10 protein-coding genes are annotated in these 14,252 nt (G+C 53.2%); 5 read left to right on the forward strand and 5 right to left on the reverse strand.

Annotated features, from left to right (window positions below; all coding sequences use genetic code 11):
* The 3 genes from AACZ40_RS15770 to glgB form a co-directional block, all read right to left on the reverse strand.
* The coding region (locus AACZ40_RS15770; RefSeq protein ID WP_339674963.1) for an MBL fold metallo-hydrolase at positions 1-724 on the reverse strand (724 nt) is incomplete at its 3' end.
* Positions 725-850: 126 nt separating this feature from the next.
* Positions 851-2,146: a DUF1444 family protein gene (locus tag AACZ40_RS15775; protein ID WP_291178910.1), complete on the reverse strand. Its 1,296-nt coding sequence runs from the start codon at positions 2,144-2,146 to the stop codon at positions 851-853.
* A gap of 575 nt (positions 2,147-2,721) precedes the next feature.
* On the reverse strand, positions 2,722-4,716 hold the full coding sequence (gene glgB / locus AACZ40_RS15780) for a 1,4-alpha-glucan branching protein GlgB (RefSeq protein WP_291178913.1): 1,995 nt from the start codon (positions 4,714-4,716) through the stop codon (positions 2,722-2,724).
* Between the two features lie 457 nt (positions 4,717-5,173).
* Here glgB and AACZ40_RS15785 point away from each other — a divergent pair, with 457 nt between their 5' ends.
* From AACZ40_RS15785 to hemG, 4 genes are all read left to right on the forward strand, one after another.
* On the forward strand, positions 5,174-6,094 hold the full coding sequence (locus AACZ40_RS15785) for a hypothetical protein (RefSeq protein WP_339674965.1): 921 nt from the start codon (positions 5,174-5,176) through the stop codon (positions 6,092-6,094).
* A gap of 133 nt (positions 6,095-6,227) precedes the next feature.
* Positions 6,228-7,058, forward strand: coding sequence for a uroporphyrinogen-III synthase (locus AACZ40_RS15790; RefSeq protein WP_291178919.1), 831 nt, complete (start codon positions 6,228-6,230; stop codon positions 7,056-7,058).
* A gap of 217 nt (positions 7,059-7,275) precedes the next feature.
* Positions 7,276-8,334, forward strand: coding sequence for a uroporphyrinogen decarboxylase (gene hemE / locus AACZ40_RS15795; RefSeq protein ID WP_291178921.1), 1,059 nt, complete (start codon positions 7,276-7,278; stop codon positions 8,332-8,334).
* Between the two features lie 41 nt (positions 8,335-8,375).
* A complete protein-coding gene (gene hemG / locus AACZ40_RS15800) occupies positions 8,376-9,836 on the forward strand; it encodes a protoporphyrinogen oxidase (protein WP_291178924.1) in 1,461 nt (486 codons plus the stop codon).
* Here the strand turns inward: hemG and AACZ40_RS15805 are convergent.
* Positions 9,820-11,619, reverse strand: coding sequence for an arylsulfatase (locus tag AACZ40_RS15805; protein ID WP_291178928.1), 1,800 nt, complete (start codon positions 11,617-11,619; stop codon positions 9,820-9,822). The two genes, hemG and AACZ40_RS15805, sit on opposite strands and share 17 nt — an antisense overlap.
* 219 nt (positions 11,620-11,838) lie before the next feature.
* A complete protein-coding gene (locus AACZ40_RS15810; RefSeq protein ID WP_291178931.1) occupies positions 11,839-13,236 on the reverse strand; it encodes a DUF1598 domain-containing protein in 1,398 nt (465 codons plus the stop codon).
* Between the two features lie 266 nt (positions 13,237-13,502).
* Between AACZ40_RS15810 and AACZ40_RS15815 the strand changes: the two genes are divergently transcribed.
* The gene (locus AACZ40_RS15815; protein ID WP_291178934.1) at positions 13,503-14,225 is read left to right on the forward strand and encodes a hypothetical protein; all 723 of its coding nucleotides are present in this window, start codon (positions 13,503-13,505) and stop codon (positions 14,223-14,225) included.
* The last annotated feature ends 27 nt before the right edge of the window (positions 14,226-14,252 follow it).

Raw genomic sequence — 14,252 nt, forward strand, 5'->3', positions numbered from 1 at the left:
GAGAGATATGGGTGAAGTAAGCCCGTTTGGGTTGAACCCGTTCCACCACTGCCAGGCTCTGTTCCAGGCAAAAATGCGTGGGATGCGGCTTGATCCGCAGGGCATCCAGAATCAGGTAATCCAGTCCCTCCAGGTATTGCCAGCTCTCTTCGGGAATCTCGCTGACATCGGTACAAAAAGCGATGTCATTGATTCGATATCCCAGGATCGGCAGTGTGCCATGCATCAATCGAATCGGCTGGATGCGGAGCCCCAGCAGTTCGAATGGTTCCAGTGAGACCGTTTTAAAATCAAGGTGGGGACGTGACATGTGATGTCGGTTATGTGTCGGTTCGTCGAATGCATAGTTAAAGGACCCCCGGATCTGTTCTTCGACGGCTTCTTCGCAATATAATTCGATCGACTTTTCCAGCCGGTATCCACTGATGCGCACATCGTCGAGGCCGAAAATATGGTCGGCGTGGCTGTGGGTATATAATACGGCGTGCACCCAGGGAATGTGTTCGCGCAGTAACTGCAGTCTGAGTTCCGGCGGAGTATCGATCAGAAAGCCGCCCTCCGGCGCACCGATATAAACGGAGGTCCGGCCTCGCTGGTTTTTGGGATCGGGTGACTGGCAGACTTCACAATCGCAGCCCACGATCGGAATTCCCACACTGGTTCCCGTGCCCAGAGTGATGAACTCTCCCTGCCGCTGGGAAAATAAATTCGATTCCTGTTGCATTATTCTTTAATCGCTCTTGCGCGGGGTTCACAGATTTCTGGTCAAGCTCGGACCAAGTTTAATTTATTGCTGGCGGTAATGGTACCGTTGTCTGGCTGGGGAATCGTGTTTACAGCGGAAACGGGTTCAGCTCACACCGCAATATTCGCTGACACCATCTGCAGTGACCACCAGTAAGTGATCGGTGAGTGGATGGTCCATATTCAGATAGTCACAGGCGATGTTATGCTGGATTTTTTCGATCACCTGCGATTCACTCAGGCTGAGCGCCAGCAAAAAGTCACGGTTGGGAACACCTGCCAGGAATTCGCTGCCCAGAAACTTACGGGCCTGCTGGTAAAAAGACGGACTGAGGACCTGGCTGGCGTTATAGGCGTCTGCCTTGCTCTGGATGATCATGTTGGGCCCCTCTTCCCGCGACATGCAGATTAATTCAATTTCATTCTGCATGAAATAGTGGTCCAGGTTTGCCAGTGCGATTTCGTGTAATACTTCCTGGCTGATCTGCCACTTTTGCAACAGTTTTTCGTGGATATACCAGTAAGCACGCGACTCATCCACCACGTAGAGAATCGCCAGGTTGGCGATCCAGTTCTCGCCGACAAAGTTCGGAAAATGAGATTTCCACGATTCCTGCGAGATCAGGATCGGCATGATCCGGTCCTGAATATCGATCAGTTCCGGTTCGGTCTGCTCATCGCCCCATTCATTAATTTGCAGCACCGTCGCCAGTGCCGAGACGATGTTCTGTTCATAGTTTTCCGGGTCGCTCAGATAAGAGCGGTAAAAATTGGTCAGATTCAGTTCCGATTCACCAAATTTGATGCGAAAACCGGGAATGATCTGCGAGGAAATCAAGGGGAACTTTTTCCGGGCCAACTGCAGCACATCATCGGCAAACAACTCGGGTGGATTGGCTGGATTGAGATTCAGTTCAATGGAATGCAGGATCAACTGCACGGTCTCCAGCAGTTCTTCACGATCCTCGGGTTCGTAAAACAGCGTGACGACCATTTGAATGGATCGTTCCCTGATCAGCCACAGACTCCAGTGGTGCCAGTTTTTTTGAAATAAGGCAGATTGCGCCAGCAATGATTTCCACCAGGACGAATTCCGCTTAATGATCGCTTCACCCGAATAAGCGACTGATTCATGCTCAATTGCCAGTGGCGCCCGTTTTTGAATATTCCGATGTCTGACAAAGAGCTGATCGAAATCAACTTCCAGTCCTGTCTCGGTCGCCGTATGCGGCAGCGCCGATTTCCAGTGGCAGCTGATGGTTAATGTTGCGTTCCCACCCGGAGGACAGAGCTGAAGTACTCCGTCCTGATCATCCCTGGTCCAGTCGGAAGGAAATGCGAGAGAATACCAGTTTGCAGGTCCGGTGTAATGCGCCCATTGATCGAGATGAAAGTCCGACAAAAAAATCACCATCAGCACAAGAAGAGTTTCTGATTCCAGAATAACCGGCGACAAAGAATATGGCGCCCTGTGGTTAATTCAACGGTGTCTCACTGTGACTTCTATCCTAGACGATTTTAGCCAGGCTGCCTATCGGAAAATCAGGCTGATTCTTTTTGCGATGCTGCTGTTAATCTAAGCAGCAAAATGCCCTTCTGGAGGGCATTTTCAAAGAAAATGAAACGTTGTAGATCTTCTCAGATTTTAATTTAATGCCGTAAGTGTATTTATAATGGACGCTTACGGAAATGTTTCTGAGATGGATTGTTTGCTGGTACGACGTTTGCTTTAGAGAGAATTACAGACAGGGAAAAGAGCAACTTCCACTGTCTGACTTGAACTTCACCAAAGGATACGCTGCTGGGGAGTATAGCCGAACTTTCCCTTGTCGGGACTGTTTGGGCGAGCGCCTATACACTCAGCGGCGTCCTTTTTTTAGTCGTATCAAAAACGACTGAAATCTATCATAGAGAGGTTCTCACGCTTTTACCAGCCTTCTCTGGTGAGATTTTCTTCCTCTGCGAACCAGATTCCCGCTATTTCTTCACTGTTTTTTGCGGCGCGGAGACCGGTTTCATGATGAGCAGCCCCAGGGGTGGCAGATTGAGTGTGATGCTGTGATTCATGCCGTGGCTGCTGATTTTCTCACTATAGACTCCGCCGGCATTTCCCATATTGGAACCACCATAAATCTTGGCATCGCTGTTAATGATTTCGTGGTAAAAGCCAGGTTTGGGGACACCGATGCGATAGCCATCGCGGGGAACCGGAGTAAAGTTCGCAACCACAATCACATGCTCTTCGGTATCGGTGGCAGTGCGCTGGAAGGCAAATACGCTGTTCTTGGAATCATCACACTGGATCCAGGCAAAGCCTTCCTGAGAAAAATCGGTTTCGTACAGCGCTTTTTCTGAACGATAGAGATGGTTCAAGTCTCCGATCAGGCGACGGATCCCATCATGTTTTTCATGACCGATCAGTTTCCAGTCCAGTTCCTGATCGTGGTTCCATTCCACCCACTGGGCCAGTTCGCCTCCCATAAACAGCAGTTTCTTGCCCGGCATCGTGTATTGATAACCGTACAACAGCCGCAGATTGGCAAACTGCTGCCACAGATCGCCGGGCATTTGCGAGATTAAGGCGCGTTTGCCGTGCACGACTTCATCATGCGAGAGCGGCAGCACGAAGTTTTCCGTGAAGGCATAGATCATGCGGAAAGAGAGTTCGCCCTGGTGGTGTGAGCGGTAGATCGGGTCGAAATGCATATAGCGCAGGGTATCGTTCATCCAGCCCATATCCCATTTCATGTTGAAACCCAGGCCGCCATTATACACGGGGTGAGACACACCGCCCCAGGAAGTCGATTCCTCAGCAATCGTCAGAATGCCCGGATATTCTCCATGCAGACTGATATTCGCGTCTTTCAGGAACTGGATGGCTTCCAGGTTCTCGCGCCCCCCGCTCGGGTTGGGCAACCATTCCCCTTCCTTGCGTGAATAATCCAGGTAGAGCATCGAAGCGACGGCATCCACACGCAGCCCGTCAAAGTGATATTTGTCGATCCAGAAATGGGCACTGGACAGCAGGAAGTCCCGAACTTCATTGCGTCCATAATTGAAGATATAGGTACCCCAGTCCGGGTGAAAACCCTTGCGGGGGTCGGCGTGTTCGTACAGGCAGGTTCCGTCAAAACGCCCCAGTGAATGACCGTCTGTCGGAAAATGACCGGGTACCCAGTCAAATAAGACACCAATGCCTGCCTGATGGCAGTAATCGACAAAGTACATCAGATCATGGGGGCTGCCGAAGCGGCTGGTCGGGGCAAAATAGCCGGTCGTCTGATATCCCCATGAACCGTCAAAGGGGTGTTCCGTGATCGGCATTAACTGGATGTGGGTGTAACCCATTTCCTGGACATAGTCGACCAGTTGCTTGGCCAGCTCGCGGTAAGTAAAAAACTGCCGACCATCTTTTGGGCGTTTCCACGAGCCGAGATGCACTTCATAAATCGTAATCGGCTGATCATGCCAGTCGGTTGCTGCCCGTTTCTGGATCCATTGCTCATCCTGCCAGGGAAAATTATCCAGGTCGTAAACAATCGAGGCCGTCTTGGGACGCAGTTCAGAGTAGAACGCATACGGATCACATTTTTCGAAGAACTCACCGTTCTGGCCTCGCAGGCTGAACTTATAGGCGTCTCCGCTGGAGACACCCGGCATAAAACCGGACCAGACCCCTTCATTGCTGGAGTTCAGATAGAATTCACCATGTTTCCAGTGATTCTTATCGCAAACAATGCAGACTTCCTGTGCATTAGGTGCCCAGACGGCGAAACGTGTTCCTGAGATTCCGTCAACTTCGTCCGGGTGTGCCCCCATAGATTGATACATGGTACAGTGCATTCCTGTTTTTAGTGCATGAAGTTCAGCAGTGGTAAATAAAGGTCGTCTGGTCTGAGACTGCTGGCTCTGCGACCGCCACGGTGTCGTGGAGCGGTTCGAATTCGATTCAAAATGAGAAGGTTGACTCATCAGAGTGGAAATTTCATCAGCAGTATTGTTGAAGACGCGAGCCTCGAAACCATCATAATCAGTAAGGCCAGTATAACAAGATTTCGACCAGATTGTTACTCTGCCTTAATGTGCTTTTCGCGTTAAATGGCGTTCAGCACTTCTCTTTTGCGTCAAGCTGTCCTCAGGAGATGCGTCAGTCTGTCAACCTGCTGCCGATTGTGATGTCTGGGTAATTTACGTCGATCAAGTCGTATAATGCAGACGCGGTATCGGTCACCTGCGACTATTTGCAGATTCCCGCAGTCTTTGCTCAAGTGATACGATCTGCAGCAAACTATAATTAAGCGTTCATCGATTTAATGTGAATCGCTTTTTGAAGAACCGGTCCTCGTGAATTTTACCGGACCAGTCTGATTGTGAGTATCGCTTGTCTGTGCATCGTCATGCATTACTGATCGCAGGACCATTTGTCCTGATGGCGGGCTTTTATTTTCTGATCTTCTCGGGAGCTCAGGAAGGAAGAGCCTCTGCGAATGCGGTACGCCTCAGCCCTCCCGAGCCTTTCAAGGCGGCACCGGAAATCAAATCGCGCGCCCAGAAACCTGCGCTGCAGACCGCCTGCGAAACCAAAGCGGCCTGGCTGAGAACCCGTATTTCCATTCCCGTCAATGTGCTGATTCAAACCCCGTATGTCATCGTCGGCGATTTTGAAATCTCCACGCTGGAAGCCCTCTATCACAAAGCGATCTCTCCGACGGAATACGCGTTGAATGTTTCCTATTTCGATACGCCACCCGATCGACCGATTACGATTGTCGCGCTCTCCTCTGACGAGCGTTATCAGCAGGTGGCTTTAGATCTCGACCAGAGAAAAACCGGCTCTTACTATGGTTATTTCCAGTCGAACGAAATGCGGATTGTGCTGAATCTCTCGACAGGCAGCGGAACCCTCGGACACGAACTGACTCACGCGCTCGCGGAAATTGACTATCCTGCCATGCCGGAATGGTTCGATGAAGGCCTGGCTTCGCTGCATGAGCAATGTGAATTCTCTGACGAGCAGACGCAGCTCATCGGAACCTCCAACTGGAGAGGACAACTCCTGCTTTCCGCCCTGAATCGCGACCAGCTGCCTCCCCTGTCAAATCTGGTAGAACAGGTCAGGATCGATACCCGCCGCGAAGCGTTAACCTATGCATATGCCCGTTACTTCTGCATCTACCTGCAGCAGAAACGACTGCTCTCTCCCTTCTATCGCAAATTGAGAACCAGCCAGGAATTCGATGCCACCGGCGGGCAGACCTTAAAACAGCTCCTCAATATCAATGACCTGGCAGACATTGACGCCGACTTTCGCCTGTGGCTCAACGGATTTCGTCACACGAAAACTCCCTGATTGCAGAGTTTCCTGTCGCGAAAACCGGGTTCTGGGGAAGAATGCAACACGAGGCTATTTGATGTGCTACTCAGGCGGTCTATAATTGTGTTGTTGAATCAAAGATCCACTAGTTCCAACTGAAGCATCTGCCATGAATACCTCCGCTCTGAACGTCTGCAGTTTCGAAAGTCGCAAAAGCGACGCCATGACTTCCCTGATCGAACGCAACCAGGGGAATCCCACGCTCGTACATTCCATGGATGAAATTCCGCTGGAAGACAACGCACAGGTGAAGTCATTCTGCGAGAAACTGTTTCGAGGCGAGATTGACGTGATCGTCTTCATGACCGGCGTGGGGGCGACTGCTTTGCTCAACGCGGCAGAGCTTTATTTCCCGCGCGATCAGGTTCTGGAGGCCTTCCGTAAGATTATCGTGGTGGTGCGGGGCCCGAAGCCGACCGTGGTGCTGCGTAACTGGGAAGTTCCCATTAACTACTCGGCTCCGGAACCGAATACCTGGCATGAGATCATTTCTGTCTTGGACGAAAAAAAGTTTTCCGTGACAGGCAAGCACATCGCCGTTCAGGAATACGGGAAGCCGGTCGAAGGATTCTACGAAGCCCTGCGGAACCGTGGGGCCCAGGTCCTGCCGATCGCCGTCTATCGCTGGGCATTGCCCGATGATACCAGTGGGCTCCGCAACGCCGTCCATGCGACCATTCGCGGAGAGTATAACGTGCTGATGTTTACCAGCGCGCAGCAGATCACACACGTCCTGCAGATCGCCGAAGAAGAACAGGTGAAAGAGGACTGGCTGCTGGCCGCCTCCAAAACCATGATCGCCTCGGTCGGTCCCGCCTGTACGGAAGCGCTGCAGGAAGCAGGCCTGCCCGTCGATTTTGAATCGAGCCCTCCCAAAATGGGACCGCTGGTGAAAGATGCCCTGCAGGCGGCGCCTGCCATTCTCTCCCAAAAAGGCTGATTGAATCGCCTGGCTTCCCATTGTTTCCGGGAAACTCGACTGCGCTGAATTTCAGTTCGTGGAGATTCCTGCTAAACTGTGTCCAGTTTTACTGTAACGTTTCCAGGTCCAATGAGACCGAGTATCAAAGATTAAGAGACGCTACGGTTCAATGTGATGTGTTTGAGAACCATTTCACATCGCTGAATACCAGTATTTGAAACCGAAAGAATTGAACATGGATGCCCCCATGGCTGAGACCGCCCTCTATCAGAACAGTCGTTTCATGAAAGCGGTCCGCCGCGAACCCGTCGATACGACGCCAGTCTGGATTATGCGTCAGGCGGGGCGCTATCTGCCCGAATACATGGAAGTCCGCAACAAAGTGACTTTCATTGAACTCTGTAAAACACCCGAACTGGCAGCGGAAGTCACACTCACCGCACAACGTGTGCTCGGCGTTGATGCGGCTATCCTGTTCGCCGACCTGCTTCCCATTCTGGAACCGATGGGCCTGGACCTGGAATACCTCAAAGGGGAAGGCCCGGTCATTCACAATCCGATTCAGGATTCTTCCCAGGTCGACCGGCTGACCGACATCGCCGACATGGACTGCCTCGACTTCGTCTTCCAGGCAGTCAAATTGATTCGCGCCGATCTGCCCGCTGATATTCCCCTGCTCGGTTTTGCCGGCTGTCCTTTTACTCTGGCCAGTTATGCGATTGAAGGCGGCAGTTCCAAAAATTACCGCCGCACCAAACAGATGATGTATAACGACCCCGGTGCCTGGGACGCGTTGATGAACCGCTTCGTTGATAATCTGGTCGTCTACCTGCAGCGTCAGATCGCCGCCGGCTGTCAGGCCGTGCAGATCTTCGACAGTTGGGCCGGCTGTCTGTCACCGGAAGACTATCAGCAGTACGTGCAACCCTACACCGCAAAACTCGTTGCTGGAGTACAGGACCAGGCTCCCGTGATCAACTTCCTGACGGGCAATCCTGCGCTGCTCGGTTTACAACGTCAGGCCGGCGGTCAGGTCTTTGGCGTGGACTGGCGGATCAACCTGGCGGATGCCTGGGAGATCTTTGGTCCCGACGTCGCCATCCAGGGGAATATGGATCCGATCGCCCTCTACGCCGACTTACCGGTTCTCCGACAGAAAGCGAAAGCCGTTCTGGATGCCGCCGCGGGTCGCAAGGGACACATCTTCAATCTGGGACATGGCGTGATGCCCGACATGAACCCAGATCATGTCAAAGCCCTCGTGGAAATGGTACACGAAATGGGAACCCGCTAACCCGCCTCCTGCGATCTCCGCTTATTCAGATCGAGTCCGTTATGAACCAGTCTTCATCCGCAATCCGAATCGCCGTAGTGGGCGGTGGCATTACCGGACTCTCCGCTGCCTTTCATCTGCAGGAACTGGCGCAGGAAAAAAAACAGTCTGTTGAAATCACGCTGTTCGAATCACAGGCGGAAGCAGGCGGCTGGATTGGCACCATCAATCAGGATGGCTACCGGATCGACACCGGCGCGGACATGTTTATTACCAACAAGCCGGCGGCCATTGAACTCTGTCAGCGACTGGGTCTCGAAGATCAGTTGATCTCGACCAATCAGCAGTATCGCGGCGCGCTGATTCTCAAAGATGGCACTCCGGTTCCCGTACCACTCGGCTTTGAACTGATGACGCCCTCGCGGATTCTTCCCATGTTGAAGACTCCTCTGCTCAGCCCGTTCGGAAAACTGAGGATGGGGCTTGAATACTTTCTTCCCCGTCGATCTGCTGAGACCGGTTTAGACGAAGATGACGAAAGCCTCGCGCAGTTCGTGACTCGACGCTTCGGCAGGGAAGCATTAACGCGACTGATCCAGCCCCTGGTGGCCGGAATTTACACCTCCGATCCCGAGAAGCTGAGCCTGCGGGCGACGCTGCCCCGCTTTCTCGATATGGAACGCGATCACCGCAGCCTGATCAAAGCCATCCGCAAGCAGAAAAAACAGTCCAAATCCGCCGATGCGACCGGCGCACGTTATGGCCTGTTCGCGGCGTTCAAAGAAGGCATGCAGACGTTGATTCGCACACTGGCAGAGCGGGTTTCTTCTACAGGGACAATACTCTACGATCATCGCGTGACGCATGTTGCAGCCGCAGATTCGGGTTATGATCTGACGATTGAATCCGCCGGTGAAACACAGATACAGCATTTTGACGCTGTCCTGCTAACGACAGCGGCACCACAGGCGGGCAACCTGCTTGCGGAAACTGCACCAGGGCTGTCAGGACTGCTCAAACAGATTGAATATGCGTCGACGGCAATCCAGGTCAGCGTGCATCGTCTCGAGAACATTCAGCATCCGCTGAACGCGTTCGGGCTGGTGATCCCCTCTGCCGAGCAGCGGAAGATTTTCGCGGTTGCGTTTGCCAGTCGCAAATTTCCCGGACGGGCACCGGAAGGCTGTGTGCAACTGCGAACGTTTGTGGGCGGTGCGATGCAGCCCGAACTGCTGGAGCACTCGGATGAGGAATTGAATACGATTGTGAATCGCGAGCTGGCCGATATTCTGGGGGTTTCTGGCGAACCGGTTTACTCGAAGCTGCTCCGTCACAACCAGTCGATGCCGCAATATCACCTGGGACATCTGCAACTGGTCGAACAGATCGAACAGACAGCCGCAAGCTTACCGGGACTGGAACTGGCGGGCAATGCGTATCGCGGCGTCGGCATTCCCGACTGCATTCACAGTGCGGAACAGGCTGCGGACCGCTTGATGGCGGAACTTACTGCACGCGTTTAAGCTCGAAGCCCTTCACGTCCAGCAGTTCGGAGCCGGTCTTTTTGACGCCTGTCAGAGTGAGTTCGCAGGTTCCCTGTTTTAGCGTCACCGAACCCAGCTTGATTTTAGCCCAGTCTTTGCTCATGTAGTTGTCTGACTGTTCGACGCGGTCCTGATTTCCTATTTTCGGCGGGTCGTGTGGCTCTGATATCGTCGCGTTCAATGTCTGGCCATTGATTTGCGCCTGCACTTCACAACCGATGTCCTCGGCCCGGCACGTGTATTTGAGCGTGACTTCATAAGTGCCCGGCTGCAGCACATCCAGATGCCAGACAGCTGACGCTTGGGGATCGGTCCAGTCTTCAATCCAGCTGTTGGCGTAACCATTGTGTCCCTTGCCGCTGTAATTGATCCCCTGCCCTGCTTCGGGAGAGAGAAACGATTCATTCGCCGGCAGCGATGTGAATTTTTCTCGTGGGTGGCCTACGGGAATGGGGATTGGTTCGAAGCCTGCCTGCGAGACATCCTGGAACCAGTCTTTGTAAGCGGCACTCAGTTCATTCATTACCGCGGGATGCGCTTTTGCCACGTTCTGTTTCTGCGATGGGTCGACCTGCATGTCATACAGACTCCATTTACCCCGCTCGTAAGCGGCCCGCCAGCGATCAGTGCGCACCGAACCGTGGGGCAGTTCGGCGTCCGGAATGGAATTGCGAAACAGTCGGTCCGAGAACAGAGTCCGTTGTGGCCAGTCTTTGTGCGACTTGTTTGTCAGCAGCGGAACCAGGCTTGTCCCATCCAGCGGTTGATCGGATGTGTTTTCAACGCTGCACAATTCCAGCAGGGTCGGCAGAATATCAATGTGCGCGGCGATTGGTTTGACGACGGTTCCCGCTTCGATCTTACCCGGATAGCGGACAAACAGGGGAACGCGGATCCCGCCTTCATGGATTGACCCTTTGCGACCGCGCATGTTGCCGTTATAGCGGTCGCTGTTGGGGCCGTTGTCAGTCAGAAACAGGACAATCGTGTTGTCGGTCAGTTTCAGATCATCCAGTGTCTGCATCAGTCGCCCCAGATTCTCATCCACGCAATCCACCATCGCATACGCACAGCGGGCTTTATCGTCCAGTCCTTTATCCGCGTACTTGTCCCAGTATTTTTCGGGAACGATCCAGGGAGAATGCGGTGCGTTATAAGGGACGTAGCAGAAGAAAGGCTGGTCTTTGTTCTGTCTGATGAAATCAATCGCCCGGTCTGTCAGTACATCGGTGATGTAGCCTTCAGTCTCCACCGGTTGTTTATTGTGTTCCAGGTTCGTATCGAAATAGCGGTTCCAGTGACCGCCACAGAAACCGAAGAATTCGTCAAAGCCCTGCCCGTTGGGATGCATGGGATAGTGACGCCCGTTATGCCATTTTCCGAAGGCTCCTGTTTTGTAACCGGCGGCCTTCAGCAGTTCGGCGATCGTGGTTTCTTCGGCCCGCATGTTTTCAAAACCACGCGTCACGCCATGCACGCCGGTCCGCAGACTGTAGCGCCCCGTCAACAGCGAAGCACGCGTCGGTGCGCAGACGGGAGAGACATAGAACCGTTCAAACCGTGCGCCCTGCGACGCCAGCAGATCCTGCTGAGGCGTTTCTATCAGTGGATTGTCATGCGAGCGGACATCGCCCCAGCCCTGATCGTCGGTCATGATCAACAACACGTTCGGTCGTTCCGCAGCATGAAGAACGGAACCAGTGCCCAGGCTCAGAGTCAGTACAAATAACAGAAGTAAATTCAGAAGCAGCGCGCGTCTCATGATGAATTCAATATCCTCAATGGTCAGATAAAATGCGTTGTATTACAACTTCAGTGTGAAGTAATATCAGCGTGAGTGAAGGTCAGCATGTGCCACAGTCAGCGTGTGCTACCGTTGGCGCGTGCCACTGTCGGCTTGCCCGACAGTGTGAATACAGAGCCATGATCCGAATCAGTATTCCCTGGACTCATTCCAGTAAAACGTATCCCCCTACCCCAGTCAATCCCACCACCAGCGTGCGGGCTGTTGCGGATCCCGTTTGATGACGGCAGACTGCTTTTCTTCCAGCGACGTATCACGGCTCACCTGGAACCCGGTCTGATTTAAGACCGTCCGGGCATTGATGGTCACACCCCCGCCGACCAGACAGATCATCAGCCGCCCTGCCTGTTTATAATTCATTGCCGTGGGCACCTGTTTCGGAATATTTCCCTCAGGCACCAGGTAGTCGGAAGCGGTGGAAAACAGGGAGTGCCGCCAGTCGATCTGTTCGTCCAGTCGTTCCCGTCGAATCAGCGCCGCCAGCACGGTCAGGTCGGTAATTGACTGCAGTTCGGCAAACGTGGGATGCAGATCGGCCAGCTTCGCAAAGTGTTTTGTAAACTGCTGAGCATATTTAGTTGTCGAAACCCGTGTCTGCGCGGCGTCGGTACGTTGACCGGCGGAATTCACGAATTCTTCCTGCGACATCATCTGCAGCCGCTGTCCGGCGAACTGAAATGCATCCCGGTCGGCTGTCGTCGTGAAAGCATCGTACAGAGGCGTGAACCACCAGCGCTGCGTACTGTTGCCACCGCCACGGAGCGTCGCCAGATGACTTTTGATTTCGCGGAGCCCCGAAGGCTCCAGGCCGATGGAAATCCGTTTGAGCATGTAGTCGGCTTCGACGAGGATGCGGGCGTAATGCGAACCGGCGGGCACCCCGGTCACAGAGACATCCTGCATGCCCAATATCTGAGCCATGGTTTTGAAGCGGTCTGCTGCGGTGGCTGCGGAAGAAGCATTATTGGTGCGTCGGATATATTCATTCATCTTCGCCAGGTTTTCCGGCTTCGCATCGAAGGAACAGCCAGTGACCAGCCCGCGGTCCTGAGATTGAAACGCGACCACCAGATCATCCAGGCGAATCGGAGGCCGCCCGGATTCGATGCCCACCACCCGGTTCTGTGCGTTGGCCGCAAAACCTTCTGCCGGCCCGGCGATGATCAGGTCATTGTGCTCACGATCGACGAACAGATAATCGATGCGCGTTAAACCGGCCAGGTACAATACCTCGGGAGGCAGCGGTTCGTTCTTCGATTGATATGCCTGGCAGATCTTTTCCAGTTCGACCAGCGAGATCTTACGGAACTCCGATTTACGATTCACGTCGGCGGGCAGTGCTTCGGCAGCGAGTGCCTGCAGGCGCCGCTGGTTCAACTGGCTGCTGTTCTGCGTCACCCGAAACGGCGCCGCGATCACGCCGTCGGCATCAATGGTAATGCCGCCCGCGTTCTGGTTGTTGCCGTTCTGATTATTGCCGCCGTTATTGTTCCCGCCATTGTTGTTCGCCTGTGCGAAACCAGCCGTGCACAGCGACAGCAGCAGACTCAGGCTTAATAAGGTGCGAATAATCATTCGGTGAACCGGGATGAGAGAGAGGCCTTTCATCAGTCAACGCTTTCCGCCCCGAGAGGCTATCAGAAAAATGCGGCCCGCAGATTAAAGATGACACCTGTCATTCTAACAGGCAGCGATAGCAGCGGTCAGAGTTTTTCTTGTATTCCGAAGCAGATTCGGACAGATTCCTGTGGTTCCTGTGACTCGCTTTCTTTAGAAATGCAGTTTAATGTAATAGCGTCTACCGTGTTTTATATGCTGATTGAATCTCACTGAGAAATTACATGGCATCGATTACTGAAATCAGACTCTGTCATCAGAAGTATGCGGCTGCCCGGGAGGATGCCGCTCTGTTGTCTGAACTGGTGAATCAGTCATTAAATGAATGCCGCCGGGCACTGGAGATGCTGGAAGTTCGCCTGGCAGAACTCGGCTATCCGGTGCCATTATTGATCCTGAAGCCTGAGGCAGATCAGGAATCGCGGATTTCTCAAGTCGAAGGGGTGACGCAGCGCACAATTCCGATTGTCCTCAAACAATTGTGGCGGACTCTGGGTGGGATCTCCTTTGTTGACCTGGTGAATTACTCGCATTCTGAATTCTGGGATCGGCTGGGAATCGAAGGAGCGCAGGGGTTTTGTGATGGCGTCCACGTCGATGCCTGTAGTCCGGAATGGCTGGAATACACTTTGGGTGATTTCGAAGCGCATCAGATGGACAATGCTGTTTCTGAGTTCGTTTATAGTTTTTCACCTGATGGCTATCACAAAGATGATATTTCTGGTGGTCCGCCCTACGGATTGCGGGGTGAAGGCTGGCTGGCAGATATGGTTGATTTTCGCTGGGCCGGTTATCAGGATCCTGACAGCGCCCCTGCCTTTCCACTGGATTTTCTGGGCTATCTGCGGACATCCATTCTGGAGTGTGGCGGGTTTCCGGGATTATTGGGACATCCGAAATTTGAATCCATTCGCGAAAAACTGGTAGCGGGGCTGCCTCTCTTCTGATTAAATGGTGAATGACGCCGATTAAGC

The sequence above is a fragment of the uncultured Gimesia sp. genome (genome assembly GCF_963972345.1).
GTDB lineage: Bacteria > Planctomycetota > Planctomycetia > Planctomycetales > Planctomycetaceae > Gimesia.

Excerpts from the sequence above, each read along its gene's own strand:
- AACZ40_RS15790 (WP_291178919.1), top strand. The coding sequence starts at position 6,228 with ATGAATACCTCCGCTCTGAACGTCTGCAGTTTCGAAAGTCGCAAAAGC.
- AACZ40_RS15785 (WP_339674965.1), top strand. The coding sequence starts at position 5,174 with ATGGCGGGCTTTTATTTTCTGATCTTCTCGGGAGCTCAGGAAGGAAGA.
- glgB (WP_291178913.1), bottom strand. The coding sequence starts at position 4,716 with ATGAGTCAACCTTCTCATTTTGAATCGAATTCGAACCGCTCCACGACA.
- AACZ40_RS15815 (WP_291178934.1), top strand. The coding sequence starts at position 13,503 with ATGGCATCGATTACTGAAATCAGACTCTGTCATCAGAAGTATGCGGCT.
- hemG (WP_291178924.1), top strand. The coding sequence starts at position 8,376 with ATGAACCAGTCTTCATCCGCAATCCGAATCGCCGTAGTGGGCGGTGGC.
- AACZ40_RS15810 (WP_291178931.1), bottom strand. The coding sequence starts at position 13,236 with ATGATTATTCGCACCTTATTAAGCCTGAGTCTGCTGCTGTCGCTGTGC.
- AACZ40_RS15805 (WP_291178928.1), bottom strand. The coding sequence starts at position 11,619 with ATGAGACGCGCGCTGCTTCTGAATTTACTTCTGTTATTTGTACTGACT.
- hemE (WP_291178921.1), top strand. The coding sequence starts at position 7,276 with ATGGATGCCCCCATGGCTGAGACCGCCCTCTATCAGAACAGTCGTTTC.